The organism is Bacillus sp. URHA0034, assembly GCF_056280405.1.
In genome coordinates this window covers 2163850-2181537 of sequence record NZ_JBWCDK010000002.1, presented here as the reverse complement: position 1 = coordinate 2181537, position 17688 = coordinate 2163850, and the positions used below count along the sequence as shown (strand labels likewise).

Sequence of the window (17688 nt, the reverse complement as noted above, 5' to 3'; positions counted from 1 at the left end):
GGGCACAATTTTTTTCAAAATAAAAGACCTATCATCAGTAGCTTCCATATGGTAGAGTTACCTAATAATAACTAACTTAAGGGTGATAGTATGAGTAAAGGGCTTAAAATTGAATCTCCCAAAATAGCAACAAACTTAAGTACGGCTCAATTCAATGATGTTTATAATGAAGAAGAACCGCAATTAATCAATTGTATGGTTACGGGGTCTCGAGCAGATGAGGTTGAAATTAATAAACTGATACTTTCGGGAGTTGTCTTTAAAAATGTAACGTTTCTTAATGCTAAGCTGCATAGGATTGATATGACAGATGTAGTCTTTGAAAACTGTGATTTGTCCAATGTTAGATTTAGTGAAGGAATCATCCACCGCGTCTCCTTTAAGGACTGTAAATTAATGGGTGTGGATTTTTCTGATGCCAATCTGGGAAATGTAACGTTTGACAATTGTTTGGCTAATTTCAGCGAGTTTGTTGATGCTAGTTTAAAACAGGTAGCCTTTCAGCAAAGCTCGTTACAGAGTGCAAACTTTTATGATAGCAAACTTACTAAAGTGAAAGTGACTGAATGCGACCTTAATGATGCCCATTTTGAACAAACGCTATTAAAAGGGATCGACATTAGTACTTGCCGATTTGAAAAATTAAATGTGTCGATTGAAAGTCTGGCGGGCTGTGAAGTATCACCGGAACAGGCAATCGGGTTTGCTTCTTTGATTGGATTAAAGGTAAAACAATAAGCTTTTTAGAACGATGCATCCATAATACGAAGCATCGTTTTTTTTGCAGTTTTTTTAATTGTAATAATAATTCCATCAATGAGAATTAAAAAATACGAGTCCAGCCTTGATGTAAAATGTATATTCCTAAACCGGTATAGATGATAACCAACATATAAGGGCGAGAAATAAAATTATATAGTTTAAGGTTAGCTGTCTCATTTTAAATAACTCATGCCTAACAGAGAATATTATATTAGTCTTGTTCATTGATCGATATTAATACTCCGGGTCAAAATAAAAATGTTGAACTTGAGGACATATGTCCTACCCTGAACATGAAGAAATATTTTTTAATAAAGGTAAATCAAGTTTAGGGAGAGATACAAGATGAAAGGATTCCTATTTGCCGTTTTGGGGGGAGCTTTTATTACACTACAAGGGGTAGCCAATACACGGATTAGTGAGGGCATTGGGACGTGGCAGGCAGCAACGATTACCCAGTTTACCGGTTTTGTGGTGGCCCTCGTGATTACTTTATTCGTGCGTGAAAATAAATGGCAAGGATTCAAACAGGTAAATCCTTTATATTTATCTGGAGGCGCGTTTGCGGCAATTGTTATTTTTGGTAACGTCACATCGATCCAAAGGATTGGGGTGACTATGTCAATTTCGGCGATATTGATTGCCCAGTTAACGTTAACCTTTATTATTGATAGTAATGGCTGGTTTGGGCTTGTCAAACAACGGATGAGACTGCCGCAATTTATCGGAATTGGTTTGATGATTGCCGGTGTAGTCATACTTCGTTTCTAAATGGAGGTCGGAAGACATGCGGGAAATCATAGATCGCGGTAAGTTGGAGTCTTATATCAAGAGGCATCGGATTGATAGGATATTTACGGAACAGCTCCTTCAGCATTTAACTCTGTATTGGTTTGATAAGGGGGAGTTGATATGCTCTCAAGGTGATCCAGCGCAATATTTATATATTCTGGTTGAAGGAAAGATTAAAATCTATACTAATTCTCCTGAAGGCAAAACCCTTATCCTTTCGTTTAAAACGCAGCTTGAGGTCATTGGCGACCTGGAATACGTACAGGGGATTGATTTTATCAACACGGTTGAAGCGGTATCGTCGGTTATGATGATCGGTGTTCAGCACCGCTGGCTGAAACAATATGGGCGTGACCATGCACCATTGCTCAACTTTTTATTAGAGATTATTACGAAAAAGTTTCATCTTAAAAATAAATCAATGAGTTTTAATATTTTGTACCCTGTGGAAGTCCGGCTGGCGAGTTACCTTTTATCTATTTCGTTTGAGGAATCGGAGCTAATTACCAGTATAAAGGACGCTGCCAGCTTAATTGGAACAAGCTACCGTCACTTAAATCGGGTGATCACTCAGTTTTGCAATGAAGGTCTGATTGAGCGGAATCGAGGCTTTATTGTTGTAAAGGATATAGAGGGATTAAGAAAGCTTGCTGGGGACAATATTTACGAATAAGGTTTAGGGAGAGAAGCATAAATGATAGTAGGATTTATTTTTGCGTTGATCGCGGGTTCGTTAGTAAGTCTGCAAAACATATTTAACAGTAAGGTCAATGAACGCGCTGGTTCTTGGGCGACAACTACCCTGGTATTAGGACTTGGATTTTTGGCATCTCTTATAATGGGACTGATTTTTGAAGGGGGAGAATTGTTTCAGTTACATGGGATGAAGCCCTGGTACTGGGTGAGCGGAGTCATTGGAGTAGGAGTGGTGACTTGTATTGTTCAAGGAATCAAACGACTCGGACCAACAGTTGCTATTTCAATCGCCTTAATCTCGCAGCTTGCGTTCGCATTATGGTGGGATTCTATGGGGTTTATGGGGCTGGAAAAGGTTCCTTTTACTTTTAAACATTTGCTTGGTGTACTGGTGATTGTGGCCGGAATTGTGGTATTTAAGTTTGGCGGCAGACAAGAGAGTCAAAAAGTGTCTAGAATTATTCAGAATGGGTCAGAGCATCTAGGTAGAAACTAAAGCAGCCATTTTACGGCTGCTTTAAGTCATGCTGATCTGTTGAATTTGATTGCAGATGGGAACGTTCTAAAGCTTCGGTTATTTTCTCTTTGGTGATTTCAGTATTTTCTTCTGTACGAGTATTCCAAATACTATACTTCATTTGGTTTCCCCCGCTGTCGTTTTCGTTTTTCATCAGGATATTTCACCTCCATTCTTATCGTTTCTAGAAGGAGGTGAAAATATTTATGGAATTAGGGAATCTGTCCATCTTTTGGATAAAGAGAGCTGACATTCGGATGAAAGGATTTTATGCCTAAAAAAGGGGGGTGTTTAGTCTCGGATGAAGGGAAATTACTCCCGAGTAGAGAATTATAAATTTAAATAATCAGTACCGTGTTGAATTTTTGATAAATCCATGCTACCTAAGGAGAAGCTAGAAATCGATCAAGAGCGCGCCATCAAAAAGAAATTGGAATCAATTGGCCAAAAGTAAATTACTGGGGTCTTGAACTGCAGTACTTAATTCATCATCCCGTCCCCTCTAGTACCGGCTCCACCTACGCCAAATACCATGATAGCCACACATGCTATCCCCACTAATATGAAGTATACCCATTTAATATTAACAAACTGTGTCTTATTTGTTATAAGCATATTAATTCTCTATTAAAATATTATTAAGTCTAAATTGTTTTATCGGGAGGGAAAATGGTTGGAGCATGAATTAAAAGAGGTTATAAAGAAGTGTGACAATGCTATAAAGCAGGAAGATTTTGATACACTGATGAATTATTATACTGATGATGCCATTTTGGTTGTTAAGCCTGGAATGATTGCAAAAGGTAAAGAAGAAATCAAAAAAGCTTTTATAGCGATTGCAAAGTATTTTAATAACAGTCTTCAACCAACACAAGGAGAAATGTTGATCTTAGAAACCGGAGACACTGCGTTGGTTATTTCTCAAACGCTGCTTGATACCGATAAAAAGGATTCGGAGTATTCAATGGATAGAAGAGCAACCTATGTTTTTAAGAAGGATGCACAAGGGCAATGGTTGTGTGCGATCGATAACTCTTATGGAACGGATTTAATAAATAATTAAAATAAAAAAGACGGTTCGGAATCCTGAACCGTCTTTTCATTATGTTGTTTTAAACCGTTGCTTTAGGCTTTTCAGCACCAGCATTTTTGTTAGCCATTTTTCTAACAAAAGGAACAACCCAGCGGTCTAAACCGATTTTACCAGCATTGTAGCCAGCAGTTAAGATGATGAAGCCTAAGAAAATGTCTCTAGGGTTATGAGATACTGTTCCTGCAAGGAAGAAAGAGAAGTTCATCACTAGACCAAAGAACATTGCAGCAGTTGTTAAGCAGCCAAGAATTAAGCCTAACCCGATTAATGTTTCACCCCAAGGAACGATGACGTTAAAGATATCAACATTTGGCAAAGCAAAGTGTTTTAGGAAGTCTACATACCAGCCAAATACGACTGCGCCGTCCGGGCCTTTAACTGGGTTGGCGATCGCTCCTTTTAAAAATCCAGAAGCATCGAATCCACCGCTCGTTAATTTTCCAATTCCTCCGCTAATCCAAGAGTAGCCAAGATATAAACGCAAGACAGTTAGAATATAAGAAGCAATTTTATTTTCTCTTAAAAATTTGTTAAACATAAATGATTCCGCCCTTCTTTTTTTGTTTTCTCTTTATGGTTCTACTATATTCTTTTTTCACTTAAAAAACATGGCAATAGGGATAAGTTCAAAGTTTGTTCGAAAAGTTATGGCAGAAATTTGACAGTCAGTGAGGGCTTAATGTAAGTGAGAATACAAAATCAAAACTCCCACTACGGGGTGGTAGTGGGAGTCTTGATTTTTAACTCTAGTTTTTCACTTAATAAGGTCGAGCCGAGGATAAGGATACCGCCAATCATTTGAATGACCGTCATGCTTTCACCTAAGAAAATGGCTGCGATAATAACGGCGGAAATAGGATCTATATAACTCAGGACAGCAATAGTGGAGCCCTTAAGTTCTTGAATCGAGGTGAAATATAAAAAATAGGCCAATCCTGTATGGACAATACCAAGAATCAGGATAAAGATAAATGAAGTAGAGTTTAGCCCTGTAAAAGTAAGATCCCCATGCCACCATACATATGGCAATAGCACTATGGCTGCAGCCATTAATTGAACTAAGGTAATTTCAAACCCTGATAGGTTCTTAATAAATTTGTTCATCAGGATGACGCTTGCATATAGGGCTGCTGCTAGCAGACCATACAAGATGCCAAGGGTCTGATTTTGCCCTTCTCCTCCAGGATTTACAATTAAAAACAGGCCAATCATCGCGGCGATAATGCAGCCAATCTTTACGCTTGTCAGTTTTTCCTTCAGAACCCATGGCGCCAGGATCATCACAAAGATGGGCGCAAAGTAATAGCTAATCGTAGCGTTAGAAATGGTTGTGTACCGATATGACTCAAATAAGAAAATCCAATTCAGGCCGATTGCTCCTCCTGATATTAAGAGTAGGAGTGCGTTTGCTTTTAGCGCTTTGAACGCTGGCTTATGTTTGACTAAAAAACTAACTCCAAGCAGGAACAGGCTTCCGATTACCCCTCTTAAAAACGCAATCTCACTGGAAGACATTTCAATATTTTTTACAAAGACCCCAATGCTCCCGAAGATGAGCATGGTCGTGATAAGTCTCATTTTGCCTTTCATGTCTAACCCCCCTAGTATAGTTAATCGAATCATAAAATACGTGTTTTCACAACCGTTTTCTGGAGGGTTTCTAAAAAAAACAGCAGCTCATCTTTTGGTTGATGGCTGCTGCTTGTCTTGATATAAATCAATATACAAGTTTCCTTTTGTCCCCACGACGGCGTAAGCGACTTCAGACACCTGAGTATTCCTTTTTTTGAGTTCTGCTTTGAGCCATTCTTCGCTGTAGGGAGAGTTTGTGAGTTTATCCGATAATATCTCACCATCCATTATTAATTCTACTGGAACCTTGTACGGTGTCGGATTCATATTTAAATCTTTTCGGGTGATACTTTGGTATTCTGCTTTTTTTAAAACTGATAGGGAGCCATTTACCTCTAAGATAGCCCACTCGACTTCATCCATATTAAAGATATCTTTGCCTCGTAATGCTTGTTTCAGCATGTCAATTGAAAACCCAATTTTTTGTAATGATTCCTCTAGGATTTTCCCCTGATGTATGAGCGTGACAGGTTTTCCGGCAATTCGTTCTCGAAAGCGCTGACTTTTGACAGAGAGGATATTTAGAGTGAAAATAATGGATCCCATAATGACAAACGAAAGGACAAAATACAGAAAGCTGATTTTATAATTAAAGGTTAAATTTCCTGCTATTGTACCCATGGTAATGGTGGCAATAAACAAATGATAGGTTTTTTGAAAAATGGTCCGTTTTCCGAGAATATGTACAAAAATCCACAATATGATAAAAGCGGTGATCGTTCTCATGATAATGACTAAAAACACTGACATACGTTTCTCCCAAACGATGATTTGTTTGGGATAGTTTGTTCTTTTGGGATGAGATTTATTCTACACTATTCTATAACTGATTAAGGACCTTAGAAATAAAATCCGAATAATTATCAATGTGAAAATCCGCGGTGATATTAGGATTTTGAAACGCAACTGTTTTAATGTTTAAACTACGCGCCGGGATTAAATCCAAATCGCGATCACCTACAACCAAATCAATGTGATTATTACTTAAGACGTACTCATAGGAAGCCGTATGCGGCTTTCTAGTAAACCCTTGTTCTTCGACGGAGACAATCTCTTTGAAGTATTTTAATAAATTGAATTTTTCAAGCAGCATCAGGGTGGATTCCTTTTCACGATGTGTGACAATAAAATTATGATCAACTGAAGCCAAAACCTCCTCAATATGATCAAAAGGCTGGCTGTTTACAGAGTGGATATTGTATAACCGTTGATATTCAGCCCTCAGGTCTTCCGAAATACCATAATGCTTAAAGGCTGTCTTGGAATCCTTTTTGAGCCACCGTAATACCTCGGTCCGATCAAGGTCCTGCTTGCTAAGACTTACGAACCCCTCAACTAGTGCTGGATATGTATCAAAAAGGGTCCCATCAAAATCCCAAAGTAAATTCATTTTTATCCCTCAATTCTTAATAGTTTTCACTTTCCTTATCCTATAGAAAAATCAGACTATATTCAATTATTCCAATCCTTTCCTTACATACATAAAGACCCCAAAAGTTGGAAAACTATTTAAAAATGGGGGTGGTTCATAATGAAGAAGACAATTTTGAAAATGCTTCTGAGCAAATTAAATTCTGAACCACAGTTTGACGAACATTCTAATCAAAAGGTAATAGATCTAAAGAAAAGAGATATAAGCAAGAATTATGAAGATAATTTGGAGACCTTTAAAACCCTCTTTAGTTATCCGAAAAATGCGGATGTCAAACTACGTGAATTTAGGATTAGGGCACTAGACCGTCGTGCCTTTATTATCTATATAAGTACAATGGTTGATGTCCAAAATATTCAGGAAGGCATCATCGAAAAATTACTCAAAAGCGATCAGCCTACAGGAAATATTGAGGATATAGTTTCCTATCCCATTCTAAAATCATCGACCATCATCGGGGAAATTACAGAGTTTATAACAGGTGGCTTAACCGCACTGTTTATCGATGGTGATCAGGACTGCTATTTGTTTGAAACGACCAAAACGCGCGGTCGTGGAATAGAGACGTCGGAGAATGAGGTAATTGTCAAAGGGGCAAAGGAAGCCTTTAATGAAAAGGTAATTGATAATATAGCCCTTATCCGCAAAAAGATTAAAAATGAAAATCTCATTGTTGAGTCTCAGGTTGTATCGAAACGGTCAAGGAATGATGTCTTTCTTGTTTATCAGAAAGATTTAGCGAGTGAAGAGCTGCTCAAAAACATCAAGGAAAAATTAGCCGAACTTGATACAGATAAAATCCTCGATTTAAGTATATTAGAGCAATATCTTGAAGAGCGGCCCAGATCTCTATTTCCAACGCTATTGTATACAGAACGTCCTGACCGGGCAGCCTCCTTCATTGAAGAGGGTCATATTATTCTATTGATGTCAAACTCGCCCAGCTGTTTGGTGCTGCCAGCTACATTTTGGGCAATCATCCATTCTCCTGAGGATCATTATCTAAGGACACCGTATGGAAATTTCATTCGCATCTTGCGGTTAATGGCGATGTTTGTTGCGGCATTCGCCTCTTCCTTTTATATTGCCATTACCAATTACCATGTTGGTATGATTCCACCGGATTTATTAATGGCGATTGCTGGGACAAGAGAACGCGTTCCTTTTCCATCGATTATCGAAATTTTGATGATGGAAATTGCCTTTGAGCTCATTCGGGAGGCCGGGTTGCGTGTCCCGTCTCCGATTGGTCCTACAATAGGTATTGTTGGTGCCTTAATTTTGGGACAAGCGGCCGTATCAGCAAATGTGATTAGTCCAATCGTTATCATCGTCATTGCCTTAAGCGGCTTAAGTTCATTTATTATCAGTGATGCCAGTCTTAACTTTGCCATCCGAATCAGCCGCTTTTTATTTATTTTTGCTGCCGGGGCTATGGGTATCTACGGGGCAACGTCTTTATTTATGTTAGGATTGTTTTATCTTGTTTCGTTAAAATCATTTGGTACCCCATACTTTGCACCGATGACACCGCGCTTCTTTTCATCCAAGGATTTGATTATCCGGCATGTTCCGTTTAAAGAAAGGTTTCGCCCTGGTTATTTAAAACCAAAGGATATGGTTAGACAAAGAAAGGGATAAAAACTTATGGATCAGCAGCAGATAAAGCTTGGTATTCGTGAATATGTATCTATTGCTATATTAATGGTTGGGGCGAAGGCGACCGAAGATACCCCGACCATTCTCTACAAAGTAGTACAAAATGCCTCCTGGATGATTCCCATTCTTGCCGCGGGAATTTTTGTTGTTCCATTACTTTTATTATTAAAAACACTTACATTGTACCCTGACAAGGATTTGTTTTCTGTGATTCGAAAATTATTTGGCAAGTACATTGGTTTTTTGATGTGCCTGCTGATTTTCCTTATTAGCTCATGTGGGGTATCGTTCGATTCCAGGTCTTATTCTAATATCATCCGGACATTTTATTTTCCAACATCCCCGGTACTAGTGATTTATGCCTTGTTATTTGCAATATGTGCATATGGTGCCAAAAGAGGAATTCAACATATTGGATCTGTATCGTATCTGATTGTTTTCTATGCCGTTATCTCCTTATATATTGCCTTTATGTTAAGCACCAAAACCAGTACGATTCGCGCAATGTTTCCGATTTTAGGGTCAGGACCTGTAAAAATCGTTAAAGGCAGCTTTCTTGGACTATCATTGTTTGCTGATTTTTTTCTATTTACGACCATCATCCCTTTTATAACTTCTGGAAAGGATTTCCGTAAAGGAACCTGGATTTCTTTTATATTTATCACCTTTAGCCTAAGTGTGATGATTCTAGCTTATATCTGTATGTTTGACACTTCGTTAGGAACAATTGGCTATCCTTTTCATACACTGATCCGCTTTATATCACTGGGAAGCTATCTTCCTAATGTAGAAATCATCTTTTTTGTCATTTGGCTAATGTCAGCATTTATTCGCTTTACGGCATTTTTGTATATTAATGGAATGATGTTCGGTTTTCTGTTTAAAATCAAAGATTTCGAATACTTAATTCCATCCTTAGCCACACTTTATTTATTAATTGGAAGCTTTCCCGAATCAGCAGTAGTGGTCAGTCAGCTTAAAATGTTTATTTCGAGTGCTGCTGGGCTTGTATATACTTCTATGTCTGTCTTGCTTTGGTTAGCCGCAATGTTAAGAGGAGAATTTAAACATGCGAAAAACAGGAATAGTATGTAAAGGAATGATATTTCTAAGTGTAGTATGCCTTTTAACGGGCTGTTGGGATCGACAGGAAATCGAAGATCGCTCCTATGTAATTGGGTTAGGAATTGATAAATCCGAACATAAAGGAAAAATCAAAGTGACCATGCTGCTTGCGAATCCTGAGGTAGGCAGTATGCAGGGCGGCGGGGGGTCAATCGAAAAGCCTCGAGAAATCATTACCTTTGATGTGAATGATCTTATTGCCGCCAAAGGGACCGCCAATTCGATCATTTCTCGAAACATAAGTTATGAATTTTTAAAAATTATTATCGTATCTGAGAAATATGCGAAGGATAAAAATTTTCCGACGACCATTTCTGACACCCAAAAGGACAAAGAAATTCGTATGAATACTTATTTGGCCGTTTCTAAAGAAAATGCAAGTACCTATTTCATGCAAAATAAACCGAAAATGGAAACTAGACCGCATAAGTACTTTCAATACATGGTTGATCACGGTATTGAAAATGGGATGATTCCAGATTCAACGTTATTCCGCTATTTTAAAACCCTCGAGAGAGGTACTGACCTCTATTTAGCGATGTATACGACGGCTGTAAAGAGTAAGAAGACCAAGATAAAAAGTGAAGATGAATACATTGCGGGCCAGGTAAATGCAACCGGTGAACTGGATGATACGCAATTTATTGGTTCGGCTGTTTTTAAGAATGGAGTGATGACGAAAAAGCTCACTGGCCAGGAAACGAGGTTTGTCAATATTCTTGATGATACAACCGACATCAAAGATATATTAATCGATATTCCGGATCCTTTTTCTAACAAAGGGATGCAATTTGCTGCCAGAATAATGAAAAGGGAAAATAATAAGGTGAAAATGAAAAATTTAAAAGGGACGAAGCCCCAAATGATTATCAGCATCCCTTTAAAAGTAGAAATTATGACCAATCCATCGATGGTTTCCTACACATCTGAAAAAAACAGGCAAATACTTAAAAAACAAGTGATTAGCTTTTTCAAGGTAATGAATGAAAATTTATTTAAAAAATCACAAACACAACTAAAGGGTGTACCATATCCTTTATCCCTTTATGCACGTCCCTATTTTTTAACGATCAAGGACTTTGAAAAATTCAATTGGGGGAAATCGTTTTTAAGAGCCGATATTATCGTAAAACCGGAAATAGAGATTATTGATTATGGAAAGCAATCAAAAAAACCGGTCAATGTGGGAGGATAGGATGCAATTCATAACTTACATCATCTTGTTTGGCATTACAGCCTATACCTTTGGTTTTGGCGTTACCCTTTGGAAGGAAAAACAAAAATTAAGTGCTGCTGCTGTATTTTTCCTGTGCCTCGCCATAATCGTCCTTCCGTTCTTTACTATTATGTAAGAGAAGAAAGCCCTTTGATCATTGATACCCCATATATTAAGTACGCTTAGATAAGTAAGAGAACCTGGTAATGCAGCTGGGTTCATTTTTTAAAAGGTAAGTACTTTTATACATACGAATGTAGATACTTTCGTTAAGCTATAAAATAGGTTTATACTATGTAAGTAGATTATTTGAAAAAAATAGATTTGAAGAGGTGATCAGCGTGCTAAAAAAAATCGATATTTTAACAAAAATTGTAGATTGCGGGGTAGTCGCAGTTGTCCGTGCGGATTCTAAGGAAGAGGCCGTAAACATCTCTGAAGCCTGTGTAAAAGGCGGAATTCAGGGTATTGAGGTGACCTTTACTGTTCAAGGTGCAGATGAAGTAATTAAAGGATTGGCAGCGCTTTATCAAAATCATCCTGATGTAGTGATTGGCGCAGGAACTGTCCTTGATGCGGCTACTGCTAGAATTGCGATTTTAGCCGGAGCTCAGTTTGTGGTCAGCCCGGCGTTTGATGAAGCAACGGCAACACTATGTAATCTTTATCAAATTCCTTATATGCCAGGCTGCATGACGCTTACTGAGATGAAGCGTGCGTTAGAAGCGGGAGTAGATATTGTGAAATTATTCCCTGGCAGTGCCTATGGTCCAGATTTTGTTAAGGCTGTTAAAGCGCCGCTTCCACAAATTAATATTATGCCAACAGGCGGTGTTGATTTGGAGAATGTTGATAAATGGATTAAGAATGGCTGTGTCGCGGTTGGTGTAGGCGGAAATTTAGTTGCACCTGCTAAAACCGGGGAATATGAAAAAATCACTGAATATGCAAAGCAGTATATCGAAAAAGTACAAGCGGCAAGAGGATAATAACCGATAGGGGGGATAAGATGGTGCCAGCTAATCTAAAAGATACGACGACACTACATAACGGCGTGAAAATGCCATGGATGGGATTAGGCGTGTTTAAGGTAAAAGAAGGCGAAGAAGTTGTTGAATCTGTTAAAGCTGCTCTACGGAACGGATACGTTAGCATCGACACGGCTGCGATTTACAACAATGAAGAGGGTGTAGGCCAAGCAATTAAAGAGTCGGGCATTCCCCGCGAAGAGTTGTTTATTACGACAAAGCTTTGGAATTCTGAACAAGGTTACGAATCCACGCTAAACGCTTTTGAAACGAGCCTTAACAAGCTTGGACTAGATTATCTGGACCTTTATTTAATTCATTGGCCGGGAAAAGATAAATATATAGATACGTGGAGAGCGTTTGAAAAGCTATATAAGGATGGTCGTGTGCGTGCCATCGGCGTAAGCAATTTTCAAATCCACCATTTAGAAGATTTGATTAGTTCGGCTGAAATTAAACCAATGGTGAACCAGGTGGAGTATCATCCGCATTTAACACAGAAGGAGCTTCACGCTTTCTGTAAAAAAGAAGGTATTCAACTTGAGGCATGGTCTCCTTTAAAACAAGGACAGCTGCTCAGCGAACCGGTTCTTGTCGATATTGCCCAAAAGTACAATAAATCCGTAGCTCAAGTCATCTTGCGCTGGGATTTGCAGAATGAAGTAGTGACGATTCCAAAATCGATTAAGGAGAATCGCATTATTGAGAATGCCGAGGTCTTTGATTTTGAGTTGTCCCAAGAGGATATGGACAGAATTGATGGATTAAACCAAGATAGTCGTGCAGGTTCTCATCCGGATAAGATGACGGTTGGTTTTTAAACATACCAGAGAACAAGCAGTCAACTTTAGATTGCTTGTGCTATTTTATCTATCATCCATTTTTGCGGGCTCAAATTTACCTGGATGACCAGGCGGTTATAGGATTTTAGCTTTCCAATATGATTTCTGGCCTGTCTTGGTGTTAAACCATGCTGGCCTCGGAAGGCCTTGGAAAAAGCCTCAGAAGTGTCGTATCCGTATTTTAAGGCGATATCAATCACTTTGCTGTGGATATAAATTCCCTGTCATTTTCTGCTTTGATTGAACAGGTTATTTTAGTATAAACACCAGAAACAATAGATTTAGATAATTGGATTCTATCATATTCCACATAAAAATAACCTGTATCCTTAAGCTCAGGTACAGGTTATTTCATGAATTATTCTTTTTTTCCTAACCCATGCATGATGAACTGAATCGTGCGCTCTGTTTCCATTTCATCATCCCACGGAGCATCTGGGAATAGAATATACCGTGAAAATAAGTAACCCATGACACTAGTAATCACGAGACGGGCTACACTTATGGGAGGCATTTCAGTAATTTGCCCTTTTTGCTGGTAGCCTTCAATGATGTTTGAAACACGGCCAAACAAATTTTTTGCAACCAAATCAATAAATTGTTCTCGCAGCTCTGGGTGAAATGGAATCTCTTGAAGCATGATTTTAACTACAGGGAGCAGTTTCTTTAAGACATCTCTGCGGTTATCGATCGTGGCCCTGAGAAAATCCTCGACGCGGTCGTATTGCTGGTTTAAGACTTTATCAAAGTCATTTATAATATAGGGGCCGACCACCTTTGCCATGATGGGGACAACGATTGCCATTAATAGATCTTTTTTAGTTTTATAATGACGGAAAATCGTTCCTTCCGCTACACCAGCTTTTTTAGCAATTTCACTTGTGGACGTGGAGGCATACCCTTTTTCAGAAAACGACTCAATCGCCGCAACAAGTATCTTCCGTTGTTTTTCAGTTAATTTATCCTCATCAAACAGTTGCTGAATGAGCATTTCTTCTTGTTCAAACATCGTTAGCTCCTTTAAATTTTTCGATACTTTTTCAAAACTACTATATTTAGGAGGATAAAAACAAGAGCAAATCCTAATAAGACGAGCAGATCGTTCATAATATCATTAAAGCCTAGCCCTTTATACATAACGGAAACCAACGCATCCCCGCCGTAATACAGGGGCATAATTTTTGCGATCACTTGCATCCAGTCGGCCATTCCTTCAAACGGAAAGATTCCCGCGAAAAAGACTTGAGGAACAATGGCGATTGGAATAAACTGCATCATTTGGAATTCGGAATTGGCAAAAGCTGATAAAAGGATCCCAAGCGACAAGGCAACAAGCGCAAGGCACAAATTAATAATGACCACATTCCAAAACGAGCCCACGAGCATAATGTCTAATACTTTGACCGCATAAACGACGACAATCAGGGTTTGAATAATCGCAAATAAGCCGTAACCTGACAAGTATCCAAACACAATGTCTCTTCGTTGAATCGGTGTGGCTAATAAACGGTCCAACGTTCCAGTGGTCCGTTCCCGAAGTAAAGCGATACCTGAAATGAGAAATACAAAGAAGAAGACAAAGAAACCAACTAAGATAGGGCTTAACTGATCAAAAAAGGTTGTATCCTTATCACCGTAAATGTATGTCGTTTTAATTTTTGGAGCCTTAGCCTGTTCAATGTTTATTGGTGTCCCTCGAAGCTTACTCTGAATCTGTTGAAGGAATTGGCTCATCTTTGCCGATTGTTTTTTTCCATTTTCCACGGCGATCGTCTGTTGAATCTTGATTAGCAAGGCCTTAGTCGCTGAAGGCTGGTCATTTACTAGCGTTAAATCGATATCGTTATCTTTGACTTGAAGGACCGCATCTAAATCATCTTCATTAATAACTTTGTCCCAGTTGGAACGCTCTTGATATTCTTTAACCATAATATCTTTACTTTTTAATTGTTTAACAAGGGAAGCGTCCGCTCCGATCACACCGATTCTCGGGTCTACCGTATTACTTCCCAGCAGGTAATGGAGAAGAGTGAGAATTAATAATGGAGCAACCATCATCAAGGCAAGTGCACGTTTATCGCGGAGCATTTGATGGATAATTCGTTTAACTAAAGCAAGGATTCTCATTTTTTAACACCGCCAGCCTTTAAAAATACCTCTTCTAATGTAGCAATTCCGTACTGTTTCTTTAATTCCTGCGGTGAGCCGCTTGTTATAATTTCACCATCTCGAACCATGGCAAGATAATCACATTTATCGGCCTCATCCATAACATGGGTCGTGACTAATATCGTTTTGCCCGCGTGCTTCAAACGCTGGATTTCAGTCCAAATCGAGAGACGCAGCTCAGGGTCGATTCCGACTGTAGGTTCATCTAAAACAAGAACCTGTGGGTCCTGAATAAGGGCAACTGCTAGAGAAAGTCTGCGTTTCATTCCACCTGAGTAGTCTTGAACCTTCTTTTTTAAATCGGCGGTGAGATTGACTAAATTGGCGGCATAGGCAATACGTACTTTTTGTACTTCTTTTCTTAGTTTAAAAAGAGAAGCGAAGAAGGCCAGGTTTTCTTCACCTGTTAAGTCGGTGTAAAGCGCATCGGCTTGGGCCATATAACCAATTTTTTGCAGCAAGTGTAAGTTAGGTACCTTCGTATTAAGAACCTGTACATCACCTTTGGAGGGACGGTCCATTCCGACAATAATTTTTACTAGAGTGGTTTTGCCGGAGCCAGAGGGCCCAATTAGGCCGTAGATTTGTCCGGGTTCAATAGATAGGTTAACATTATGCAACACTTCTTTTTTTCCAAAACTTTTACTAACATCTTTCAAAAGAATTGATGCCGACATAGATAAACCCCCTTCGGGAATAAAAAATGAGTGATTACTCACTTTTATTATATAATCACAAAAGGAATTAGGTCAATTGTGTTTTGAAAAAGTTTATTAATGGGACGCTAGCATAAAAAAAGCCCGATTCCCAGTAAGGAAATCGAGCTTATTATCTATTACTCTGTGACAGGCTTTTTCAAGATTCCAAGAAGGACTGCGGAAACAACTGCTCCAATCACAACGGATAACAGGTAAAGCAACCAGTTACCGCTAACAAGTGGCATTACGAATACTCCGCCATGAGGGGCACGAAGGCCAATATGGAATATCATCGATAATGCACCTGCTACAGCAGAGCCTGCCATTACAGAAGGAATGACACGAAGCGGGTCTGCGGCTGCAAACGGAATTGCCCCTTCAGTGATAAAAGATAATCCCATAATGTAGTTTACCTTACCTGCTTCACGATCCTGCTGGCTGAACTTTTTCTTGAATACAGTCGTTGCGATAGCAATACCTAGTGGAGGAACCATACCTGCTGCCATAATCGCTGCCATTGGCTCATATACACCATTTGCTAATAATCCAGTACCGAATACGTATGCTGCCTTGTTGATTGGGCCGCCCATATCAAACGACATCATTGCACCAAGGATAATTCCAAGTAATACGGCATTTCCAGTTCCAAGATTGGATAACCAGTGAGAGATGGCTTGGTTAAGCGCACCGACTGGTTTATTGACAACAAATAACATGATAAATCCGGTTAAGGCGATACCTAATAATGGATATAAAAGAATCGTTTTAATACCTTCAAGTGATGCTGGCATAAACGTTAATACTTTCTTCAAACCTACGACTAAGTAACCAGCAAGGAAACCTGCAATAAGTCCGCCTAGGAAACCTGCACCGCCGGCATTTGCCAGCATACCTCCAACCATACCTGCAGCGAATCCAGGACGATCCGCTATACTCATTGCGATGAAACCAGCTAGGACAGGGACCATTAAAGCAAAGGCATTACCGCCGCCAATGGTATGAAGGGCTTCTGCAATTGGGTTATATGATGGGTCATCTGGATTAAATGCATTAAAGCCAAACATGAAACCAATGGCAATCAAAATACCGCCGCCAACCACGAATGGAAGCATGTTGGATACACCGTTCATTAAGTGACGATAGATCGTTGCACCTACACCACGCCCGCCTTGTGAGCCAGCTTCTTTATTAGCGGAACCTGCCCCGCCAGCAGCATGGTAAACTGGAGCATCCTGCATTAACGCTTTGTCAATTAATTCCTTCGGCTTGCGAATTCCATTTGCTACCGCAGTTTCAATCACATGCTTGCCGTTGAAGCGGGCCATTTCTACTGTTTTATCAGCCGCAACGATAACCGCCACAGCGTTTTCAATTTCTTCTGCTGTCAGGACGTTTTTCGCTCCGCCGGATCCATTGGTTTCGACTTTAATGTCGACACCCATTTCCTTCGCTTTTGCCTTTAAGGAATCCGCTGCCATATACGTATGGGCAATTCCAGTTGGACACGCAGTAACCGCTACAATAAACTGATTCTTCCCAGACATTGACTGTGTTTCTTCTTTATCTTCTTGATCATACTTATTGATGGTTGCTAACACTGCATCTTCGGACTTTGCTTCTAACAGCTGTTGACGAGCCTCTGGGTTCATTAAGATAGTTGAAAGACGTGCCAGTGCTTCTAAGTGAGTATTATTTGCACCTTCTGTTGCTGCGATCATAAAGAAAAGGTGGGCAGGCTGGCCGTCAAGAGATTCATAGTTTACGCCGCCTGTTGATCGGCCAAAAGCAATCGCTGCTTGTTTAACTGCTTTTGTTTTGGCATGAGGAATGGCAATCCCATCTCCAATGCCAGTGGTACTTTGCTCTTCTCTTGCTAAAATGGCTTTTTTATATTCTGCCTTGTCGGTTAATTTACCTGCATGATCTAAGACGGTAACTAGCTCTTCAACTACATCTAATTTTTGTGTGCCTTTTATGTTTAAGTTAATAGTATTTTTGGTTAAAAGCTCTGTAATTTTCATAGACAT

The 17688-nt window shown here is 39.4% G+C and carries 20 protein-coding genes and 1 pseudogene; 11 read left to right on the top strand and 10 right to left on the bottom strand.

Annotated elements, in window-relative coordinates; genetic code table 11:
- Positions 1–90: 90 nt before the first annotated feature.
- The 4 genes from ACZ9EE_RS12480 (at position 91) to ACZ9EE_RS12465 (ending at position 2746) form a co-directional block, all read left to right on the top strand.
- The gene (locus tag ACZ9EE_RS12480) at positions 91–738 is read left to right on the top strand and encodes a pentapeptide repeat-containing protein (RefSeq protein WP_476027520.1); all 648 of its coding nucleotides are present in this window, start codon (positions 91–93) and stop codon (positions 736–738) included.
- Between the two features lie 369 nt (positions 739–1107).
- Positions 1108–1533: a DMT family transporter gene (locus tag ACZ9EE_RS12475; protein ID WP_476027518.1), complete on the top strand. Its 426-nt coding sequence runs from the start codon at positions 1108–1110 to the stop codon at positions 1531–1533.
- Between the two features lie 16 nt (positions 1534–1549).
- Positions 1550–2227 carry a Crp/Fnr family transcriptional regulator gene (locus ACZ9EE_RS12470; RefSeq protein WP_476027516.1) on the top strand — a complete coding sequence of 226 codons (678 nt, stop codon included), beginning with the start codon at positions 1550–1552 and terminating at the stop codon, positions 2225–2227.
- Positions 2228–2248: 21 nt separating this feature from the next.
- Positions 2249–2746, top strand: a complete 498-nt coding sequence (locus tag ACZ9EE_RS12465; RefSeq protein WP_476027514.1) for a DMT family transporter — start codon at positions 2249–2251, stop codon at positions 2744–2746.
- 10 nt (positions 2747–2756) lie between these two features.
- Here the strand turns inward: ACZ9EE_RS12465 and ACZ9EE_RS12460 are convergent, their stop codons facing one another.
- The gene (locus ACZ9EE_RS12460; protein WP_476027512.1) at positions 2757–2921 is read right to left on the bottom strand and encodes a hypothetical protein; all 165 of its coding nucleotides are present in this window, start codon (positions 2919–2921) and stop codon (positions 2757–2759) included.
- Between the two features lie 519 nt (positions 2922–3440).
- On the opposite strand from ACZ9EE_RS12460, the gene ACZ9EE_RS12455 reads away from it, so the two are divergent.
- Positions 3441–3830 (top strand): YybH family protein, encoded by a 390-nt coding sequence (locus ACZ9EE_RS12455; protein ID WP_476027510.1) that lies wholly within the window; start codon positions 3441–3443, stop codon positions 3828–3830.
- A gap of 49 nt (positions 3831–3879) precedes the next feature.
- Here ACZ9EE_RS12455 and ACZ9EE_RS12450 read toward each other — a convergent pair whose 3' ends face one another.
- The 4 genes from ACZ9EE_RS12450 to ACZ9EE_RS12435 all read right to left on the bottom strand — a co-directional run bounded on the left by ACZ9EE_RS12450 (position 3880) and on the right by ACZ9EE_RS12435 (position 6882).
- Positions 3880–4398 carry a DoxX family membrane protein gene (locus tag ACZ9EE_RS12450; protein ID WP_476027508.1) on the bottom strand — a complete coding sequence of 173 codons (519 nt, stop codon included), beginning with the start codon at positions 4396–4398 and terminating at the stop codon, positions 3880–3882.
- A gap of 173 nt (positions 4399–4571) precedes the next feature.
- Positions 4572–5450, bottom strand: a complete 879-nt coding sequence (locus tag ACZ9EE_RS12445) for a DMT family transporter (RefSeq protein ID WP_476027506.1) — start codon at positions 5448–5450, stop codon at positions 4572–4574.
- A gap of 87 nt (positions 5451–5537) precedes the next feature.
- Positions 5538–6242, bottom strand: coding sequence for a DUF421 domain-containing protein (locus ACZ9EE_RS12440; RefSeq protein WP_476027504.1), 705 nt, complete (start codon positions 6240–6242; stop codon positions 5538–5540).
- Positions 6243–6312: 70 nt separating this feature from the next.
- Positions 6313–6882 carry an HAD hydrolase-like protein gene (locus tag ACZ9EE_RS12435; RefSeq protein ID WP_476027502.1) on the bottom strand — a complete coding sequence of 190 codons (570 nt, stop codon included), beginning with the start codon at positions 6880–6882 and terminating at the stop codon, positions 6313–6315.
- 141 nt (positions 6883–7023) lie between these two features.
- Here ACZ9EE_RS12435 and ACZ9EE_RS12430 point away from each other — a divergent pair, with 141 nt between their 5' ends.
- The 6 genes from ACZ9EE_RS12430 to ACZ9EE_RS12405 all read left to right on the top strand — a co-directional run bounded on the left by ACZ9EE_RS12430 (position 7024) and on the right by ACZ9EE_RS12405 (position 12773).
- Complete coding sequence (locus ACZ9EE_RS12430) at positions 7024–8565, top strand: spore germination protein (protein ID WP_476027500.1); 1542 nt, start codon at positions 7024–7026, stop codon at positions 8563–8565.
- Positions 8566–8571: 6 nt separating this feature from the next.
- Positions 8572–9678: a GerAB/ArcD/ProY family transporter gene (locus ACZ9EE_RS12425; RefSeq protein ID WP_476027498.1), complete on the top strand. Its 1107-nt coding sequence runs from the start codon at positions 8572–8574 to the stop codon at positions 9676–9678.
- A complete protein-coding gene (locus ACZ9EE_RS12420) occupies positions 9653–10903 on the top strand; it encodes a Ger(x)C family spore germination protein (RefSeq protein WP_476027496.1) in 1251 nt (416 codons plus the stop codon). The genes ACZ9EE_RS12425 and ACZ9EE_RS12420 overlap by 26 nt, the downstream gene beginning before the upstream one ends.
- A gap of 1 nt (position 10904) precedes the next feature.
- Positions 10905–11060, top strand: coding sequence for a hypothetical protein (locus tag ACZ9EE_RS12415; RefSeq protein WP_476027494.1), 156 nt, complete (start codon positions 10905–10907; stop codon positions 11058–11060).
- Positions 11061–11265: 205 nt separating this feature from the next.
- Positions 11266–11913 carry a bifunctional 4-hydroxy-2-oxoglutarate aldolase/2-dehydro-3-deoxy-phosphogluconate aldolase gene (locus ACZ9EE_RS12410; RefSeq protein WP_476027492.1) on the top strand — a complete coding sequence of 216 codons (648 nt, stop codon included), beginning with the start codon at positions 11266–11268 and terminating at the stop codon, positions 11911–11913.
- A 23-nt stretch (positions 11914–11936) separates the two neighbouring features.
- The gene (locus ACZ9EE_RS12405) at positions 11937–12773 is read left to right on the top strand and encodes an aldo/keto reductase (RefSeq protein WP_476032939.1); all 837 of its coding nucleotides are present in this window, start codon (positions 11937–11939) and stop codon (positions 12771–12773) included.
- A 44-nt stretch (positions 12774–12817) separates the two neighbouring features.
- On the opposite strand, the pseudogene ACZ9EE_RS12400 reads toward ACZ9EE_RS12405, so the two are convergent.
- From ACZ9EE_RS12400 to ACZ9EE_RS12380, 5 genes and pseudogenes are all read right to left on the bottom strand, one after another.
- A pseudogene (locus ACZ9EE_RS12400) lies at positions 12818–12997 on the bottom strand (helix-turn-helix transcriptional regulator); the annotation flags it as partial.
- A gap of 155 nt (positions 12998–13152) precedes the next feature.
- Positions 13153–13803, bottom strand: coding sequence for a TetR/AcrR family transcriptional regulator (locus ACZ9EE_RS12395; RefSeq protein WP_476027490.1), 651 nt, complete (start codon positions 13801–13803; stop codon positions 13153–13155).
- 11 nt (positions 13804–13814) lie between these two features.
- Positions 13815–14921: an ABC transporter permease gene (locus ACZ9EE_RS12390; protein ID WP_476027488.1), complete on the bottom strand. Its 1107-nt coding sequence runs from the start codon at positions 14919–14921 to the stop codon at positions 13815–13817.
- A complete protein-coding gene (locus ACZ9EE_RS12385; protein ID WP_476027486.1) occupies positions 14918–15640 on the bottom strand; it encodes an ABC transporter ATP-binding protein in 723 nt (240 codons plus the stop codon). The genes ACZ9EE_RS12390 and ACZ9EE_RS12385 overlap by 4 nt, the downstream gene beginning before the upstream one ends.
- Before the next feature lie 158 nt (positions 15641–15798).
- A complete protein-coding gene (locus tag ACZ9EE_RS12380; RefSeq protein ID WP_476027484.1) occupies positions 15799–17682 on the bottom strand; it encodes a PTS fructose transporter subunit IIABC in 1884 nt (627 codons plus the stop codon).
- Positions 17683–17688: the final 6 nt, after the last annotated feature.

Coding starts and splice junctions, on each gene's coding strand:
- ACZ9EE_RS12480 (WP_476027520.1), top strand. CDS start 91: ATGAGTAAAGGGCTTAAAATTGAATCTCCCAAAATAGCAACAAACTTA.
- ACZ9EE_RS12475 (WP_476027518.1), top strand. CDS start 1,108: ATGAAAGGATTCCTATTTGCCGTTTTGGGGGGAGCTTTTATTACACTA.
- ACZ9EE_RS12470 (WP_476027516.1), top strand. CDS start 1,550: ATGCGGGAAATCATAGATCGCGGTAAGTTGGAGTCTTATATCAAGAGG.
- ACZ9EE_RS12465 (WP_476027514.1), top strand. CDS start 2,249: ATGATAGTAGGATTTATTTTTGCGTTGATCGCGGGTTCGTTAGTAAGT.
- ACZ9EE_RS12460 (WP_476027512.1), bottom strand. CDS start 2,921: ATGAAAAACGAAAACGACAGCGGGGGAAACCAAATGAAGTATAGTATT.
- ACZ9EE_RS12450 (WP_476027508.1), bottom strand. CDS start 4,398: ATGTTTAACAAATTTTTAAGAGAAAATAAAATTGCTTCTTATATTCTA.
- ACZ9EE_RS12445 (WP_476027506.1), bottom strand. CDS start 5,450: ATGAAAGGCAAAATGAGACTTATCACGACCATGCTCATCTTCGGGAGC.
- ACZ9EE_RS12440 (WP_476027504.1), bottom strand. CDS start 6,242: ATGTCAGTGTTTTTAGTCATTATCATGAGAACGATCACCGCTTTTATC.
- ACZ9EE_RS12435 (WP_476027502.1), bottom strand. CDS start 6,882: ATGAATTTACTTTGGGATTTTGATGGGACCCTTTTTGATACATATCCA.
- ACZ9EE_RS12430 (WP_476027500.1), top strand. CDS start 7,024: ATGAAGAAGACAATTTTGAAAATGCTTCTGAGCAAATTAAATTCTGAA.
- ACZ9EE_RS12425 (WP_476027498.1), top strand. CDS start 8,572: ATGGATCAGCAGCAGATAAAGCTTGGTATTCGTGAATATGTATCTATT.
- ACZ9EE_RS12420 (WP_476027496.1), top strand. CDS start 9,653: ATGCGAAAAACAGGAATAGTATGTAAAGGAATGATATTTCTAAGTGTA.
- ACZ9EE_RS12415 (WP_476027494.1), top strand. CDS start 10,905: ATGCAATTCATAACTTACATCATCTTGTTTGGCATTACAGCCTATACC.
- ACZ9EE_RS12395 (WP_476027490.1), bottom strand. CDS start 13,803: ATGTTTGAACAAGAAGAAATGCTCATTCAGCAACTGTTTGATGAGGAT.
- ACZ9EE_RS12390 (WP_476027488.1), bottom strand. CDS start 14,921: ATGAGAATCCTTGCTTTAGTTAAACGAATTATCCATCAAATGCTCCGC.
- ACZ9EE_RS12385 (WP_476027486.1), bottom strand. CDS start 15,640: ATGTCGGCATCAATTCTTTTGAAAGATGTTAGTAAAAGTTTTGGAAAA.
- ACZ9EE_RS12380 (WP_476027484.1), bottom strand. CDS start 17,682: ATGAAAATTACAGAGCTTTTAACCAAAAATACTATTAACTTAAACATA.